Annotated in this window: 12 protein-coding genes and 1 tRNA gene; 3 read left to right on the top strand and 10 right to left on the bottom strand. The window is 61.6% G+C overall.

The features are described from left to right. Window positions 1-15: 15 nt before the first annotated feature. A complete protein-coding gene (locus SOQ14_RS05325; RefSeq protein WP_322897019.1) occupies window positions 16-681 on the bottom strand; it encodes an RlmE family RNA methyltransferase in 666 nt (221 codons plus the stop codon). Then, on the bottom strand, window positions 678-1,928 hold the full coding sequence (locus SOQ14_RS05320; protein WP_322897018.1) for a Ppx/GppA phosphatase family protein: 1,251 nt from the start codon (window positions 1,926-1,928) through the stop codon (window positions 678-680). Before SOQ14_RS05320 ends, SOQ14_RS05325 begins: the two co-directional genes overlap by 4 nt. Before the next feature lie 197 nt (window positions 1,929-2,125). Between SOQ14_RS05320 and SOQ14_RS05315 the strand changes: the two genes are divergently transcribed. Both SOQ14_RS05315 and SOQ14_RS05310 read left to right on the top strand, forming a co-directional pair. Continuing rightward, a tRNA-Gln gene (locus SOQ14_RS05315) sits at window positions 2,126-2,199 on the top strand. 234 nt (window positions 2,200-2,433) lie between these two features. Then, a complete protein-coding gene (locus SOQ14_RS05310; protein ID WP_322897017.1) occupies window positions 2,434-2,694 on the top strand; it encodes a hypothetical protein in 261 nt (86 codons plus the stop codon). Between the two features lie 156 nt (window positions 2,695-2,850). Here the strand turns inward: SOQ14_RS05310 and SOQ14_RS05305 are convergent, their stop codons facing one another. The 8 genes from SOQ14_RS05305 to SOQ14_RS05270 all read right to left on the bottom strand — a co-directional run bounded on the left by SOQ14_RS05305 (window position 2,851) and on the right by SOQ14_RS05270 (window position 14,666). Continuing rightward, window positions 2,851-5,301 (bottom strand): AAA family ATPase, encoded by a 2,451-nt coding sequence (locus tag SOQ14_RS05305; protein WP_322897016.1) that lies wholly within the window; start codon window positions 5,299-5,301, stop codon window positions 2,851-2,853. Continuing rightward, window positions 5,298-5,888: a hypothetical protein gene (locus tag SOQ14_RS05300; protein WP_322897015.1), complete on the bottom strand. Its 591-nt coding sequence runs from the start codon at window positions 5,886-5,888 to the stop codon at window positions 5,298-5,300. Before SOQ14_RS05300 ends, SOQ14_RS05305 begins: the two co-directional genes overlap by 4 nt. Continuing rightward, window positions 5,885-7,585 carry an SIR2 family protein gene (locus SOQ14_RS05295; protein WP_322897014.1) on the bottom strand — a complete coding sequence of 567 codons (1,701 nt, stop codon included), beginning with the start codon at window positions 7,583-7,585 and terminating at the stop codon, window positions 5,885-5,887. The genes SOQ14_RS05300 and SOQ14_RS05295 overlap by 4 nt, the downstream gene beginning before the upstream one ends. Window positions 7,586-7,707: 122 nt before the next feature. Then, a complete protein-coding gene (locus tag SOQ14_RS05290) occupies window positions 7,708-8,211 on the bottom strand; it encodes a hypothetical protein (protein WP_322897013.1) in 504 nt (167 codons plus the stop codon). Between the two features lie 243 nt (window positions 8,212-8,454). After that, window positions 8,455-9,486: a DNA/RNA non-specific endonuclease gene (locus SOQ14_RS05285; RefSeq protein ID WP_322897012.1), complete on the bottom strand. Its 1,032-nt coding sequence runs from the start codon at window positions 9,484-9,486 to the stop codon at window positions 8,455-8,457. A gap of 76 nt (window positions 9,487-9,562) precedes the next feature. Continuing rightward, window positions 9,563-10,981 (bottom strand): T6SS phospholipase effector Tle1-like catalytic domain-containing protein, encoded by a 1,419-nt coding sequence (locus tag SOQ14_RS05280; RefSeq protein WP_322897011.1) that lies wholly within the window; start codon window positions 10,979-10,981, stop codon window positions 9,563-9,565. A gap of 41 nt (window positions 10,982-11,022) precedes the next feature. Continuing rightward, entirely contained in the window at window positions 11,023-11,283 is a 261-nt protein-coding gene (locus SOQ14_RS05275; RefSeq protein WP_322897010.1) for a hypothetical protein, read from the bottom strand. A 47-nt stretch (window positions 11,284-11,330) separates the two neighbouring features. Continuing rightward, the gene (locus tag SOQ14_RS05270) at window positions 11,331-14,666 is read right to left on the bottom strand and encodes a TM0106 family RecB-like putative nuclease (protein WP_322897009.1); all 3,336 of its coding nucleotides are present in this window, start codon (window positions 14,664-14,666) and stop codon (window positions 11,331-11,333) included. 63 nt (window positions 14,667-14,729) lie between these two features. Between SOQ14_RS05270 and SOQ14_RS05265 the strand changes: the two genes are divergently transcribed. After that, the gene (locus tag SOQ14_RS05265; RefSeq protein WP_322897008.1) at window positions 14,730-15,722 is read left to right on the top strand and encodes a helix-turn-helix transcriptional regulator; all 993 of its coding nucleotides are present in this window, start codon (window positions 14,730-14,732) and stop codon (window positions 15,720-15,722) included. Window positions 15,723-15,740: the final 18 nt, after the last annotated feature.

Below are 15,740 nucleotides of genomic sequence, written 5' to 3'. Positions count from 1 at the left end.
TGGCAAGGGGCCGGCCTAGCCCTGCCCCTTGAACCCCTGCGCAATCACATACCATTCGGACGAGCCCTTGCGGCTCGCCGGCGGCTTGGCGTGTTTGACGCTGGTAAAGTGCTTCTTGAGCAGCGCCAGCAGATCCGTGTCGGTGCCCCCTGCCAGCACTTTGGCAACAAACGCGCCGCCCGGTTCGAGCGTTTCGGTGGCAAACCACGCTGCCGCTTCGACAAGGCCCATCGTGCGCAGGTGATCGGTCTGCTTGTGGCCGACCGTGTTGGCCGCCATGTCCGACAGGATCAGATCGGGCGCGCCGCCGAGCGCTTCGGTGAGTGCGGCCGGGGCGGCATCATCCATGAAATCCATCTGGAAGATGGTGACGCCTTCGATCGGATCGACGGGCAAGAGATCAATCCCCACCACCTTGGCCTGCGGCACCTTGGCGCGCACCACTTGCGTCCAGCCGCCCGGTGCGATCCCGAGATCGACAACGCGGCGCGCGCGCTTGAGCAGATCGAAGCGTTCATCGAGCTCGATCAGCTTGTAGGCGGCGCGGCTGCGATAGCCTTCGGCCTTGGCGCGCTGGACATAGGGATCATTGAGCTGGCGTTCGAGCCAGCGCACTTGCGATGCGGTGCGCCCGCGCCCGGTCTTGACCCGCTTGTCCGGGTTGCGGCCTGAGCGGCTCATGCCCGGCCATCCTGCGCGCCGCGCTTGGGAAAAGGCAGGCCGAGGCCCCGCTCGCGGCGATGCTCGGCTGCCATCAGACTGCGCAAAATCCCCTCGCGAATGCCGCGATCCGCGACGCCCAGTCGGCGCGCGGGCCACAGATCGAGAATCGCCTCGAGGATCGCGCAGCCCGCCACCACGAGATCGGCACGATCATTGCCGATGCAGGGCAGTTGGCTGCGTTCGGCAGGGGTCATCGCCGACAGCCGGGCGCTGATGGCGCGCATCGCGTGTGCGGGCACGATCAGCCCGTCGACTGCCTTGCGATCATAATGCGGCAATTCGAGATGCAGGCTTGCCAGCGTCGTCACCGTGCCGCTGGTGCCGAGCAGGCGGATATCGGGATGCTTGGCCGCCGCGCGCACGCGTTCGGCAAAGGGCGCAAAGCTTTCCCCCACCAGCGCGCGCATCGCGGCATAGCGGGCCATGCGCTCGGCCTCGCCTGTCTCGGCGCGGCCGACTGTATCCGTCAGCGAGACGACGCCCCATGGCACGCTCAACCAATCGAGAATGCGCGGCACGCGCGCTTCGGGCGTGCCGGCTTCGACCAGCACGAGTTCGGTCGATCCCCCGCCGATGTCGAAGATCACCGCCGGGCCATCCCCCGCTTCGAGCAGGATGTGGCAGCCCAGCACGGCAAGGCGCGCTTCTTCCTCGGCGCTGATGATATCGAGCACGATGCCGGTTTCGCGGCGCACGCGTTCGATGAAAGCGGGCCCGTTGCTGGCGCGGCGGCAGGCTTCGGTCGCGACCGAGCGGGCCAGCCGGACATTGCGGCGTTGCAGCTTGTCGGCGCAGATGGCGAGCGCGGAGAGCGTGCGATCCATCGCCGCATCCGACAGGCGCCCGCTGGTGGCGAGTCCCTCACCGAGCCGGACCACCCGGCTGAACGCATCAATCACGGTGAAATCCTCGCCCGAAGGCCGCGCGATCAGCAGGCGGCAATTGTTGGTACCGAGATCAAGCGCGGCATAGGCCTCGCCTTGCCCCGGTGCACGCACAGAACTGATGGCCGCCAGATCGGCAGGCCGCTTGCGGCGAGGATCAGCGATCTGTTGCGCTTTGCTGCCCGGACGCACGCTGCGAGGCGGCCGGGTATTGTCGGGCTGGGGGGCGGATTTGTAGCGAAAATCGGCTACCTTGCCGGACTTTACGCCCCGTTTACTGCCAGCTCTGTTAGGTCTGTCCGGCGGCCGAGCATCCGCCATATTCTTCAACTTTCATTCCACTTTGCCCCCACGTCGGACAAAGCACTTGGGCGCGAAACTAACCCAAGGTTCCTGCAAGAGCAAGCAGCGCGCTCGGCGGCTGGCAGGGGCGCTAAGTCTTGACCTCGGGCGCCTGCGCTTTTAAGGGGCGCGTCTCGCAGCGGCGGTGCCATTTGGGCACGGCCAGCCGCCGGTGATGCCCCGTCCTCTAATGGTAAGAGAGCGGACTCTGACTCCGTCAATCAAGGTTCGAATCCTTGCGGGGCATCCAGCTTCCTATCCTTTGACAACAAAGCCTGCCCGCTTTGACAAAATTCCTGCCCTGATGCGGATGTGGGCGGGGGTGAAAGCCATGCCGACTGGCACTCCTGATGCTGTCAGTTCGTGGATTGGTGTCTGAATTATAGGGAAATTTCCTGCGAGAACAGTGGTCGTAGCGCCTCTTGGGAAGCAGGGCGTCTTGCGGTAGGATCGCACATCCCATTCGCGACGCGAGGCGGTGCCCATGAAAAGAGCCCACGAAGATGACCGACGGTTGGTCTACGAAACGGTAGATCTCGACGATTTTCGCCGCGATCCTCATACCGCGCTGGTGGATGCCGACATCCGCCCCATTGGCCTGGCACGCGACGAATCTGGTCGAGCTAGCCACATCCTGCTTTCCAGATCGGAATATGCTTCGATCGTTAAGGCTCGCAATCTCTGGATGCGAAGCAAGCTGGATCTTGCCGAAGTCGAAGTAGCGCCTGCTGAAGCCAGCGATTGATGGCAACCCGCACGCTGCCGAAGTCCGACCTCCGGGCATTGAGCGGAAACTAACCCGACATTCCAAATACAAATGTTGGAGTGCAGCTTACGCTGAAACCGCCAGTTCCCGCGTCCTTTCCAATAGCCGAAGTTCTCGCGGGTCGGCTTCGCCCTTCTAGGCGGCGATCAGGTGGTCTTCATGATGGGCGAACGATGCGGGCGTCGCGACAGCATCGCCGTCGAAGTTCCTAGTGATCTCGACCGCAATAAGGCTGTCACCGGGAAATGACGGACTCAGTTCCAAGGTTAGATAGTCGAACAGTGCGCGCTCGTGAACGGCGACGATGAGCTGCCGCCCCAGGCCCTTGGCAAGCGTCCGCAGCAGCGCGGCAAACTGCGCGATATGGACATCGTCCATCGATTGTACCGGGTCATCTAGCACGAGCCAGGGGAATCGCGATGGTACGGATAGATGGAGCGCGAGAAATAGCGTCAGCGCTGCCGTATTGAGGTTGCCCTGACTAAGCATCGCACCGGGAGATCCCGACGCCTTGCCAGAGCGGTGCAACGTCTCCAGCACTGCCTCGACTTTGCCGCCCTCCTGGGATGGCAACTGGAATTGCGGTACAAATTGCTCCGACGGCGCGAGCCGCACGAACAGGTCGCGCCACAACTTGTTAAGAGAGGTGTTGAACACCTTCTTGACGATGCCGGCGCGCACGCGATCGGCTGCATTCGATACCTTCTTGGCGTGCTCGCGATCCGTGTCTACCTCGGCTATTGCGCTCTCGACGATCACTAAGCGCGTCTTTATCGCCTCAAGTTCATTGTTTAGCATCTCGATCCGCGCGCTGTCCGTGGCATAAAGGTCCAGTTCGGACAGGGCACGAACGCGTGCCGCAAGCACAGCTTCCGCTGCACGAATGCGTTCACCTACCAAGCGTTCGGCCTCGGCCAACGCCGCATCTACCGTTTGGAAGCCACTCGCCGAGGTGCCGGTCATACTCTGCACAAGTTGCTCAATCTCCGGCACCAGCGACGTCGATACTTCGTCCAGTCGACGTGCCGCCGCAACCACATCGCGGGCGCTGCGCGCCTCTGTAGTCAGCCGCTGGCCTTCCTCGGCAATGATTGCCATCTGCTTGAGTCGTTGTGCGGCGTCTGCCATTTGCGACGCGCGCACTGTCAGATCGGCTAGCTCCTCGGCGTCGATCAGACCGCTGGTCGCACTTAGAAGATCGCGTTGCGCAACGGCGAGCCGGGTGCTCTCCTCAGCTCGTTCCGCGGACAAGGCCTGGAGTCGGCCCACCTCGCTGGTCAGCGACGCGATCTTGGCCGCAATATGCGCCGACAGCGAACCCGCATCCTGATCGGCGAAGTTCCGGTCGCACACCGGGCAAATGTCGCCCTCGACATGTGGTGCGACACCGGCCAGCGCGGTCGCCAGCGAACGCGCGTCCTCGGCGCCGCTCGCAAGCGCATTATTCAGCTCATCGATCCGGGCGGTGGCGCGCTGCACGGTCAAGTTCAGCGCTTTTACCTTTTCGGCCGCCGCGTTGCTCGTCTTGACCAGACTGGCCGCGCGTGTCGCTTCCGCCTCGGCCCGGCGCGCCGCAAACGCGCGCGCTTCCTCCGGCTCGTCGTCGATTTCTGGGATGTCAGATAACTGCGTTCGGAGTGTCGCAATCAGATCGCCCAATTCTTTGCCAACACCAGCTCGCCACATGCGCAACGCCTCGGCCGCGTTCGCTTCCGCGCGTTCGCTCGCAGCGCGATCGTGCCCTGCGTCGGTCGACGGCAAAGAGCGCCAACGTTCGAGCAGGCTAGTAATGTGGGACCTTACGCCGCCAAGGTCGGCCAGCACGCGCTCCTCGCTCCGCTCAGTCTCCAGTTGCATCCGCAACGCCTCGATATCCGTCGCCGGACCAACCGTGATTGGGTTCGGCATCGCCAGTTCGGCCAGTGTAACGGTAAGCGCCGAAGCGCGCGTGTCGCGCGAGTGCTCAGTAGTCCGGATCGATTGGCTCGTGCGATCGCGCTCCTGCACGAGCGCCGTCCGCAGACTTTCGAGTCGACGATAAGCTGGAACGAGGTTACGGATTCGTGTGACGTTGAAGGCGGGATACAAGCCATCGACGAGAGCATCTAGCGGGTCGAGGCCGAGCAGATCCTTTACGAATTGCGTGAGGGGCGAGGTCGAACCCGTCCCCTGATCATCATAGAGTTCGAGCAACTTCCCAAGCGTCGCCTGGGGCAGGTAGCAACGCTCGGCGAAGAAGTGCGCGTCCGCATCGTCGAGCAAAGGCGCCGGTTTGAACGTGGTGTCTGAGAAATCGAGTCCGCCCACGGTCCGGGCGCCCTCGCGAAGCGGCCCGGTGGTTGTCAGCTCAATCGATCCGCCACCGGTTTCGAGCGTGGTGAGATAAGACCGATAGCCATTACCGTCGGCAGCGAGGTGCGCGATCTTGCCCGTTAGCGCGAGTTCAAGCGCCGACAACACGCTTGTCTTGCCCATCCCGTTTGTGCCGTGAACCAGCACAACTTGGGCATCGAGAGGCACCACGACCTCACCGCGCAGGCTGCGGAAGTTCCGGATAACGAGCGTCTTTAGCCGTCCAGCGCTCATGCGTCGTCCTCGCCTTCGGCCAAAGCCGGTTCGACCGTCACCTTGATCGCATCGGCCAACACGTCCTCCACCGCTTGTTTTCCGAGCGGCGCTATCTCGATCAACAAATCCGAAAGGGGTCCGGCCGCCGTCGCCGGAATTTCGCGGCGGAGATCCCCCGCCCAATCAACCAATGCCTCGACCATCGCCGGCTGACTGATCGGCAGTAACACCGAAAGCCAGTCGCGCACCGCATCCGCTGCCTTCGGTCCGGCGGGCGTTCCGATCGGCAGCACCCGGCACACCCGGCTGATCGACTGCACTGTCTCGGGCGACGCTTGGCCGGATGTCAGCACGGCAGTCACCGAGCGTTTCGACTTCAGCACGTCCAGCGCGCGTGTCAGCGCCAGCACTTTGCGGATCATCGCTTCGTCCGATGTCCCGCCCTTCAGCTCGATCACGATCACCAGATCGTTAGCCCGCTCGCTAGCCACGAGCGCACGATCGAACTCGAACGACATCGAGCCGATCTTAATCGGTTGCACCAGCTCGCGATATTTGCCCTCCTGGACAAGGATTTCCACGACGCGTTCGCTAGTGGTCGTCATATCGAGGCCTCGTTCCTGAAGTCGTCTCGCAGGCCATCGATGCTGGTCGCGCCGGAGAGCATCGATCCGAATGATACATAGCGTGGACCGAGCGTTCCGTCGCGCAGCGAGGCGCGAGGGCTGCGCTGCTGGCGTTCACCGACCTTGCGCGAACAAATCACAACGACATCGTCATCGTCCTCATCAAAGGCGCCGGCCTCCAACAGACTGGTAATGTTGTCGTCATTCGCAACGAAGAAGACCCGCGCCGCGCTACTTGCCGACGCTAATCGCAACGCACCCGATCGCGGATCGGCCGGATCATCGAGCGCGGGCGTCCAGGTTGTTTCCTTATGCTCCAGCCCGATCAGTCCAAGTGCCACGGCGGCCTCGCGTTGCCCAGTAGCGGCGAGCGCGATGTTGCCCTGCATCAAATGCGCCGGGCGATCATGGACCGGGAAATACTGCTGAACGCCCGCGCCACTCGTCCCGTTCTGCAATTGATGCCGGGCACGCGCCAGCGCTGCCGCGATCAAGCGCACAAACGCAGCTCTGTCCCCGTTGTCGGCAACGGCGACGCGGTCGCGCAAATGTGTGATGCCGTCGGTGATTGCCGCGCGTGCCGCAGCGTCTAGGCCTGGCGCATTAGCATCGTCGGCTAGCACGTAAAACTTGCTTGTCAGCACCTGAAGTAGGAGCGCTAGAAGTAGCGGCTTAGCAAAGGCCTGGAGGCGCGCTCGCTTGCAGATCTCGTCCCGATTTGGCTCGTAATCGTCCCCGTAGGCGACGGTCAAAAGGTTCTTTTGATCATCGCCCAACTCGTCCGCGGAGAAGACGATCGGGGTCGGTTCGTCGGTCCACTTCCAGCCCCTGTGCGTATTCACACTGCCGAACAAGTGTTTGATATTCTCATCCTGCGCAGAGAGCCCAATCATCATCGTGCGCGACGTTTGTATCACCGCTTCGAGTTGATCGCGCACGATCTTAAACTTGTCGCTGCTCATCCACCCTGTGATTTGCGCCGAACGCGCGACCAACAGCGGGCGATAGGTGGCTTCGGTCTCGATCGCGCGAAGCGCACAGCCGTGGAACTTGAAAAGGGTCGCCGCCGCCGTCGGCCCGCGCAAATCGTCACCTGTTACCGTCACACGATAGAAATTGTCGGGATATCCCAATTCCGTCATCGCCGCCTCGAGCAGCCCATCCCAATTAGCAGTCGCGAGTTTGGTCACCGCTCCTTCTAGGGCTAGAATGCCGATGGCGAGGTGTTCAGCGTCTGGATCCTGACCTGCGAAAGTGTTCGGGAAGTCGAGCCCGGTCCAAAGAAGATAGTCGGAATTTTCCGTGGGGATCTCAACTGCCAGCACCTTGGAGTATTGGTTCCATAGCCGCGCTAGCAGAACCTTGGCGCAAGGCCATTCCTTGACCGGCTTGGCCAAGTCGATCCCCTTGCGATCGTCCTCAGACGGCTTGGCCATATCGATGATTGTTTCGAACGCCGCCCTATACGCACAATCGGTTGCCGCGGTTGCCCTTACGCGCAGGAAGTCCAGAAGCTTCGCGAGAACTCCGTTTAGGTCGATCACACGCTCACGCGAAATTCCCGAGCCGAGCCATAAGGCATATTCGCCCTGACACATGCCCTTGCTAACGCCGGCGAAGGCGCCATCCAGCAGCTCGATCGTTTCTTTCAAACTGATCGTTCTGGCATCCGGCAAAGGTCCTCCCCCCTCTTTTCAATCAACAATAGCAAAGTGATCACCTCACGGCTTTTCGCAACCACCTTGCTCTAGTCATCTTAAGCCATTCTCGCCGGTGACGCTAACAGAGCAGTCAAGGCTCACCGGAACGGGATCGGTTCCGCTGTAAACACATTCACGATCTGTCCCGGCGCCATTGTGGCCGACTTGCCGGTGATGATCGCTGAGCCCAAAAGTGCCCCTGCCGTATTGCCCTTGCCTTCCTGGCGATGCTGGCCGCGCAGGCGCCAGTTGGTGCTGCCAACGCGTACCCAGTCGAAGCTGAGCTCGAATTTCGCACTCTTGCCGACGATGCCCTTGCCGGTACGCCAGGTCACCGTTGCCTGCACTTCGGATCCGCGCGGAATGATGACCTTGCCACCGTAGACGACATCTTCGACGACGAGGAAGCGCCGCTGGGTGCCTTCCTTCATCTTCTTCGACGTGATCTCCTCAGCCGGTGTAACCAGCACAAGGGTATTGACGGGCAATGCTTGCGTAGCCGCATCGACGGGCTGCGCTTCCACGACCGGACCCTGCTGCGCGTGCACAGCCATGCCCGAAACAAACGACGCGGCCACTGCCGCTACCAACATCTTCTTCATGCAACCCTCCCAATCAGGAGCAACGAGAATTCACGGATCAATTCGGAAAAGTCAATGATTTGCGAAGCTTCATCAGACAAGAGACGTCATCACCCGTGAGACGGCTGTCTGTCAGATGCCTAGGCCAGATGGACCAGCGCTGCGTCCGGTCTGCCAGCAAGGAGGCGAGATCGACCAAAAACAATGGAGCCGGCTCACGCTGGACGATATCGCAGGCGGCCATGGCTGAAGCTCTTGCCTCCATTAGGGATGGCTCCGTTGCCCGCCACAGGGCGTGCTGCTATCCCAGAAACGGGTCTCGATCGGCCACAGCTTACGCGGCCGCTTGCCCAGGAGAGTTTGCCGATCAGGATGATCCGGAAAGAACTGGAGCCCGGTTCGTCGCTCGATTTCCCTGATCGTAACAAGGTTGGGCCGGTGATCGTAGACATGGCCGAGCTGGCTCGCCCGGTTGCAATTGACCCATGTCTGTGTCGGAACGGGTTTGCCGTCGGCATCCAGTGCGTTCGGCTGCTCGAAGATGAAGGCCAACGCATCGATGCCCGAGGGGCTCTCGTGGATGAGTATCTTGAAGAAGGCGTCGGGGATCTCGACTTGCAACTCACCCGGATCGCCGATTGTGAGCTTTGGTGTGGCAGGATCGAAGATCGGGCCGGCGATTACCCAGATGCTGCGATATTTGTTCGAGGCGGCGGCGGAGTAGTTCTCGAGGTGCAGCCAAGGCCCCTGATTGAGGTCTGCGGCCTGCGGAGAGGCATTCCAGAAGACATGGGTGTTGCAGCCTGCCTCGGGACTAATCCGCTGGGCATGGTCACTCATAGCGAGATGTCCGCGGTTCCACACTGTCCCAACCCCGCTGTAGCTGTCGTCGAGGCGGCGACTGGTGACACCCTGTATCGCCTCGACAAGCGGCACTAGACCGGGGGAGGCATACCACTTGTTCGGGCGGTCAATTGAGACGGGTGGTTCGTCGAAATTGCCGTTCCGCCCCGGCGCGAGACCTCGCAGCTCATACACGACGTATTCGGGATTGAGGCGCAGATCAGGCTGACCGTCACCATCATCGTCATCAGCATCATCGAATACCGCCGAGAATGACGTGAACTGGTCCGACAGCCCGCGCGCGCCCGGAGCGACGCGCTGGTGATCATGGTAGGTCGAGACGAATTGCGGATATGGCGAATTCGTCGTCCCGCGACATACGAACCGCTGAGCCGAAACAGGCGCTGCAGTAAGGGCTACTGCCAATCCCACGCTCGCAAGCAGCAATTTCATCGCTCTGGTCCCTTCGATACCCCGGCATGAAGTTGCGCCGAGCGGTGGGTCAAGTCTCTCGAATTCCATCGTGGCTTCAATCGGATGCCGGGTAGTAGTCTGCGGTGCTAACATGCCCCCGAAGATTCTCCGGCCGATAGGGAGCCCGCCGGTCATATTGAGGCACCGACGCTGCGGCGAAGCGGGTAAGGACGCTCTGGTGCAAAACTGCCTCAGGGTGCACTTTCCTGGTCTCGGCCGACCAACCAAACCTCAACCAGGTTGGCCAGAAACGCGGCCATAGCTCGAGGCTGGCTTTCACTTCGTCATGCTGGATCCCCAGCGGATCGGGGAAGGTCTGCACGAAGCGCTCATCAATCAGCGGAGGGGTCGGGATCGATTTCAGTTCATCGATCATCCACTGAAGGGCGATGTCGGAGAGGCGGGATTCGTCTTCCGGATAGCTCCCGCCGATGTCGGAGTGATTGCCTGCGAACCATTCCTGCTTCAGCCACTTGAGGGGGCCGCGATCCTGCTCGAGAGTGTCGCCGCTATTCCCCCAGCCAACCCGGGGGAAGCGCTTTCGGTTCTCATCGATCGAGAGCGCGTGCCTCCCGTAGCCCACGCTGCTGTCGAGGAAGCGATCATAGTGCTTGAGGTTCCAGGCTGCGAAGTGCCAGCTTATCCTGCCCCCCTGCGGCGGCTTCTCAATGAACTTGAACTGCTTCTTCGCCGACCAGACCAAGCTGCCAGCAAAGAAAGCTGCGGGAGCGGATGCGAGGATTTTCCACATCGAACCCAGATCGCTCGCCCAAGCAGCAATTGCGAGGACGCTGCTGAGCGCCGCCAGAACGGAAAGCACCCGCTTGACGATCACTGTCCCGAGAGCCGCGACCGTGTCGAACACACCGATAAATATCGGAGCGACGTTGCCCTGGGACTCGCCATTGGCACCCCGGCCTTCGCTTCCGTATTTCAACCTGAAGCGCCGTGCCAGCTCCTCGCGCTCCGGTTCATACCTTCCGCGATCCCTGCCAGAGCCATGCTCATAGACGCGGTAGACCGCTTCTTCGGCAATCTTGCGCAAGGCGACACCGCCAGTGGGGAGCGGCCTTCCGTCTTGGTCATGACGCGGAATCCCGCACAGGTTCATCACGTTGGCCACGCACCGGGCGGTGTAGGCACCCCGGCTGAAGCCGAACAGGAAGATGCGGTCGCCATCCTCGTAGTGGCGCAGGATGGCCTCATAGCAATCGATGATGTTTTCGCTGATCCCGGTGCCAAAGGCGGCTGCGAGGATGTTCCGAACCCTGCCTCCGAGTTCCCCTGACCCCAGGCCCGGATCATAATAGGCGACCTGATCGGCAGGATCGAAGCCGGTCTGGGTGCCGGGGCGCATGGCACGGTACATTTTGTAGATGTTGGAGAGGCGCTGGTCAGGCAGCACGCCGCCATACTGCCCGGTTCCGTCCGAGAAGATGATGATGTTCTTCCCTGAAGCGCCATCAGTCTGCATCAGACACACTCCTCAATGACTACCTGCGCGGTGCCGTCGCCCTATGCCGCCAGACGCTGTTCGCCATAGTGCACTGTATTCTCGTCTGTTTCAAAGAACAGAACTTCATCGGCGGGAAGCCGGATCAGCTGCCGGGGCTGAAGCAGGATGCGCTCGCCGGCTCGAACCATCGCCAAGTGGCTGTCGGTCGGCCGGTTCGCCTTTTCCAGCAGGCGCGTGGTGTCGATCACATCCGCGTCGATCGCGAGCAGCTGCCCGTCAACGTCGACGATGTGCTTCATTCCGAGGTCCCAGTAAGCCATCTGCGATGCTCCTTCTTTCGATGAGAGGAGTATCACAGGCCAACACGTCAAAACCTGTCATGTCCAAATTCATTGAGGAGGCACAGCACGTTCACCAGCGTCATATCCTCGACCGTCCGGCATGGCGTTTCGAGCAGCAGCGGGCTCGCAATCACGATGGCTGCCGCCTGCGCGCGGGAGACCGCGACATTGATCCGGTTCAGCGAGAACAGAAAGGCGAGGTCGCGGGGCATCTCCTCGCCGCTGGAAGTCGTCATCGACACTAGGCAGATCGGCGCTTCCTGCCCCTGGAACTTGTCGACGGTCCCGACGGGCACACCCGGCGGCAGAGCCGCCTTCAGCGCATTGACCTGTGCATTATAGGGGGCGACGACGAGTATGTCCTCGTGCGCGATCACGTGATCCTTGCCGTTTCGGTCCCGATAGACCGAACCTACCATCGCTTCGATCTGGCCGCGGATGGCTGCAATCTCTTCGGGTGAGACTTGGGATCGTCCCTTGTGTTCGACAGGTGCCAGACGTGCGCCAAGCAGGCTTGCACCGGTTGGGGAAACGAGCGTCTGCGCCGCGGCTGCCTCATCACTAGCCAGACGTTCCTCATAGACTGCCGCTGAAATGAACCGGCAGATCCCGGGATGCATGCGGCGGCTCTCCGCGAGGAAGATGCCACGTTCGGGCGGAATGACCCGGTGCCCATCGATCAGGTATTCGAGGCAGGAAAGCCCGCTCTCCCCGGGATGGCTGCCCTGAAGCGGCTGCGGAAGCTGCATCGGGTCACCGACGAGGACGATGTTATGGGCGCAGCGGCCCATCGCGAGGATGTTGGCGAGCGAGACTTGTCCGGCCTCATCGACGAACAGGTAGTCGAATGCAGGCGCGTCATAGCGCGCGAAATGCCAGGCGGTGGAACCGACGACGTGTGCGGTCCCGATCTCGGGAGCGTTGTTGTCGGTTACAGCAATGATGGCCGGATGATCGTCAGCATCCTCGGCATCTGAGACCTTCTGGACGATGGAACAGGCGAGCGCCTGGTCTTCGGCCCTTTCTGCGACTGCCTTGAGAAGATTGCCGATCGCTTTGTGGCTGTTTGAGGCGACGGCGATGCGCTTTCCCGTCCGCACGAGGTCGGCAATCGACAGGGCGCTCACATAGGTCTTTCCCGTCCCAGGGGGACCCTGGATGCCGAGGGCCGTCTGGTCCATGGCTGCGATCGCGCGGCTTATAGCCTTAGGAAGGTCATCATCCTCTAGAACGATCCCGCCCGGCCTCGGCCCATCGCTGAACACGGGAAGGGCTTTGGTGAGAAGATGCTCAAGGGCCGGAACGCGTCCCGTATTGGCGATCATCTCGTCGATGACGGCCAACAGTGAATTGCGAAGCACATCGTTCCGGATTGGCTTGGGCGGGAGAAGATCGAGCCTGTCGGGGAGGGGCCCCTTCGCGTGCGAGCGGCGCAGAACCAGTGTGCGGTCGTCATGATTGATCGATTGAAGCTGCACGTCTTCCGGCATGGCAGCGGGCTTGATGCAAGGGGCTTTGCCCGCCCGAAGCTTGGTGTCCTGCTCGGGAAAGCGGTAGGTCCGTTCCGAGGATTTGGTGGTCACCTGAACCGGGGCATCTATGGCCTCGAGACCCTGAAGGCAGTCGAGGTCGTCGAGCAGTTCCTCGCTTTCCTGCGCAAGCCTGTCGAAGATCGCCCAATAAGCAGGCTTGTCCTCCCGCTTGTGAAACTGGCTCAGGTCGAGCAGCAGTGTAGCGACCTGTTCGCCGAGACGCGCGCGCACGGGTTCGAGCCGCTGCCGAAGGGCTTCGAGCTCGGCATCCTCTGCCTCGACATTCGAGAGCGTGCCGCCAGCAGGCACATCGCCAAGGACCGGCCACGGCATGCCCGTGGGGCGCACCTCTCTGATCAGCCAATCCCGGAGCAGTTGTGTCGAGATGCAGTCGGTCCGGTTGTAGTCATGGATCTCATCGAGGAGCCGCTGCTCGCCGGTTTGCCGCCACTGCTCATAGAAGACGACACTGGCACCCGCCGTGGCAACGTCTGCGGCGCGCTTCTCCATGTAGAAGGCTTCGAGATCCTTGATCGAATAGCCCTTCTCGGACGCGATTAGACCGCCACCGACGACCTTGAAAAGATCGACGAACCTCTGCTCGCGCTGCAGCTGATCCATCGCAGCCTCGCCGGTGCGGTGCGCGGCCGTCAGGCGCCGAAGGGCAGCGATCTCGTAATTGGCATAGTGGTAGATATGGGCCCTCGGGTATCGCCGAATGCGTTCGACGAGGAAGCTGAGAAGGTCGCGCATAGCCCGCCCTTCTTCGTCGCGATCATGCGCCCAGAAGGCCCGGAACTGCCACTCACCGTCCTCCATGAACCAGACACCATGGAGATATTCGAGGCCTCCGGGAAAATATGGGTCGCCTTCAATGTCGTAGAACACGTCGCCATCCGCCGGTTCAGGCAAGAGACCGAAGCCTTTGCCCGGCTCCGGTTCCCGCAACTCGAAGGATGGGCCGGTGCCCGCGCGCCGGGCCGTCTGCAGTCTGGCTTGTGCCACAAGCTTGCGCTGCGTCTCTGCTGCCATCTTCGGGACACGTTCCGCCCTCCCGGCAAGCGCCGTCATGGTGGTAACCCCGGCTGCCTCGAGTTTCTGGCGTTGGCTGCGGGTTATGCCTGCGACAAGGGCAAGGCTGTCGTCCTGCTCCCACTGCGCATTGCAATGATCGCTCCAGCGGCAAAGGCCACAGGAGGCGTTGGGCTCGGCGCGGGTTGCCGGGCGTTCGGCCACAAACCCTTCAAGCATCGAGCGCGCATGCCGCGCGTACGCGGAGACATCGGCCAGACGAACCGTGTATCGGCTGCCGTCTCCCAGCTGGAGATGCGCGGCCTCAGGAGCCAGACCCTGCACCTTGGCGAGGAGATCGCTGTAAAGGCACAGTTGCAACACATGCTTGGGGTCTGGCTTGCGCTTCAGCTTGGTGTCGACAACTTCATAGGACCAGGAACCGAGCGCGGAGGGGCGATCAACCCGCTCCAGGAAGTCCGTGTAGCCGCCCCAGGCACCATCGAGCAACGCGCCCTGGAAGATGATGTCTGCCCCCTGCGCCATGGCCGCGTGGGTCAGCTCGACCGATTGCTCGAGGGAAAGCCCATCCTTGGGGATCTCGGTGATTGACCGACCTGCAGCGCGAAGCTGTTCCAGAAAGGCCAGCTCATGCTCATCGCCCTGCTGCTGCAGGAGCAATGCTTCAGCACTGTCTCCCTTCGGAGCGATGTCACCTTGTTCAATCAACCGCAGGTCAAGGAACGTCGCGTGGCGGCACCCCTTGAAACGCATCAGGTCCGAGGCCGAGAAGCGGAAATTTCCTTCGATAAATCGCATGCATAGCTCCTTACCATAAGCTATGCCCGTTCAGCATGACAAAACCTGTCATGGAGATTCCGAATGTCATTCGCCAAGGCACAGGAGCTGTTGAAACTCGCGATGATGGCGACGCGCCGCAGCGGCGTGTCGCTCGACGAGATCATGGAAGAATTCGGCTGCGTGTACCGGACCGCGCAGAGGATGACCGAGGCGCTTGAAGCGGCGTTTCCCCAGACGGAAGCCCAAGAAGGGGAAGATCGGAAAAAGCGTTGGCGTATGCCCGCTCGCCACGTTGCAGCTCTCCTGTCACCCTCGCCAGAAGAACTCGCGGCACTATCGACCGGGATCGCGCAGCTCGAACAGGCCGGCATGCTGCAAGAAGCGGCACTTGCGAGGAACCTCGACCGGAAGGTGAGGGCGCTTGTCCCGCCAGAAAAGGGCACACGTCTCGCCGTGGATGAGGAAGCGCTGCTCGAGGCACTGGGGCACGCGGCTCGTCCCGGACCAAAACCGGCCGCCAATCGTGATGTCGATATGGCAATCTATGAAGCGCTGAAGGGGCCATTTCTGCTCCGCTTTCCCTATCGAAAGCGAGGCCAGACTAAGTCAGTCGAGCGCATCGTCGCGCCGCACGGTCTTTTACTGGGTGTTCGCCGCTATCTGGTCGCGAGAGACATCGCGAAACCGTCGTCTGCACCGCTGCAACACTTCCGCGTTGAGGAAATCGAGGCTGCTGAGGTGCTGGAGGAATCCTTCGAGTTCGATCAGGATTTCGATATCCGCCGCCATGCCGAAAAGGGGTTCGGTTCCTTCGAGAATGCGGCTGAGTATGGCGATGTCGTCTGGCGGTTTTCGCCGGAAGCGGCGGCACATGCCCGCCGCTTCGTCTTTCACCCGACACAAACGGTCGAGGATGAACCGGACGGCTCACTGCTGGTACGGTTTAAGGCGTCCGGATTGCTCGAGATGTGCTGGCACCTCTATGCTTGGGGGACGGCAGTCGAGGTTCTTCAACCTGAACGGTTGCGCGAGATGGTGCACCAAAGTCGCCGGAGCTTTGGCGCTTTCCCATGACCGATTCTCGTTTTGCTC

This window comes from Erythrobacter epiphyticus, from assembly GCF_034653295.1.
Classification (GTDB): Bacteria; Pseudomonadota; Alphaproteobacteria; order Sphingomonadales; family Sphingomonadaceae; genus Erythrobacter.
This window is presented reverse-complemented; position numbering and strand designations above follow the sequence as displayed.

Excerpts from the sequence above, each read along its gene's own strand:
- SOQ14_RS05285 (WP_322897012.1), bottom strand. The coding sequence starts at position 9,486 with ATGAAATTGCTGCTTGCGAGCGTGGGATTGGCAGTAGCCCTTACTGCA.
- SOQ14_RS05320 (WP_322897018.1), bottom strand. The coding sequence starts at position 1,928 with ATGGCGGATGCTCGGCCGCCGGACAGACCTAACAGAGCTGGCAGTAAA.
- SOQ14_RS05280 (WP_322897011.1), bottom strand. The coding sequence starts at position 10,981 with ATGCAGACTGATGGCGCTTCAGGGAAGAACATCATCATCTTCTCGGAC.
- SOQ14_RS05305 (WP_322897016.1), bottom strand. The coding sequence starts at position 5,301 with ATGAGCGCTGGACGGCTAAAGACGCTCGTTATCCGGAACTTCCGCAGC.
- SOQ14_RS05290 (WP_322897013.1), bottom strand. The coding sequence starts at position 8,211 with ATGAAGAAGATGTTGGTAGCGGCAGTGGCCGCGTCGTTTGTTTCGGGC.
- SOQ14_RS05310 (WP_322897017.1), top strand. The coding sequence starts at position 2,434 with ATGAAAAGAGCCCACGAAGATGACCGACGGTTGGTCTACGAAACGGTA.
- SOQ14_RS05300 (WP_322897015.1), bottom strand. The coding sequence starts at position 5,888 with ATGACGACCACTAGCGAACGCGTCGTGGAAATCCTTGTCCAGGAGGGC.
- SOQ14_RS05325 (WP_322897019.1), bottom strand. The coding sequence starts at position 681 with ATGAGCCGCTCAGGCCGCAACCCGGACAAGCGGGTCAAGACCGGGCGC.
- SOQ14_RS05270 (WP_322897009.1), bottom strand. The coding sequence starts at position 14,666 with ATGCGATTTATCGAAGGAAATTTCCGCTTCTCGGCCTCGGACCTGATG.
- SOQ14_RS05275 (WP_322897010.1), bottom strand. The coding sequence starts at position 11,283 with ATGGCTTACTGGGACCTCGGAATGAAGCACATCGTCGACGTTGACGGG.
- SOQ14_RS05265 (WP_322897008.1), top strand. The coding sequence starts at position 14,730 with ATGTCATTCGCCAAGGCACAGGAGCTGTTGAAACTCGCGATGATGGCG.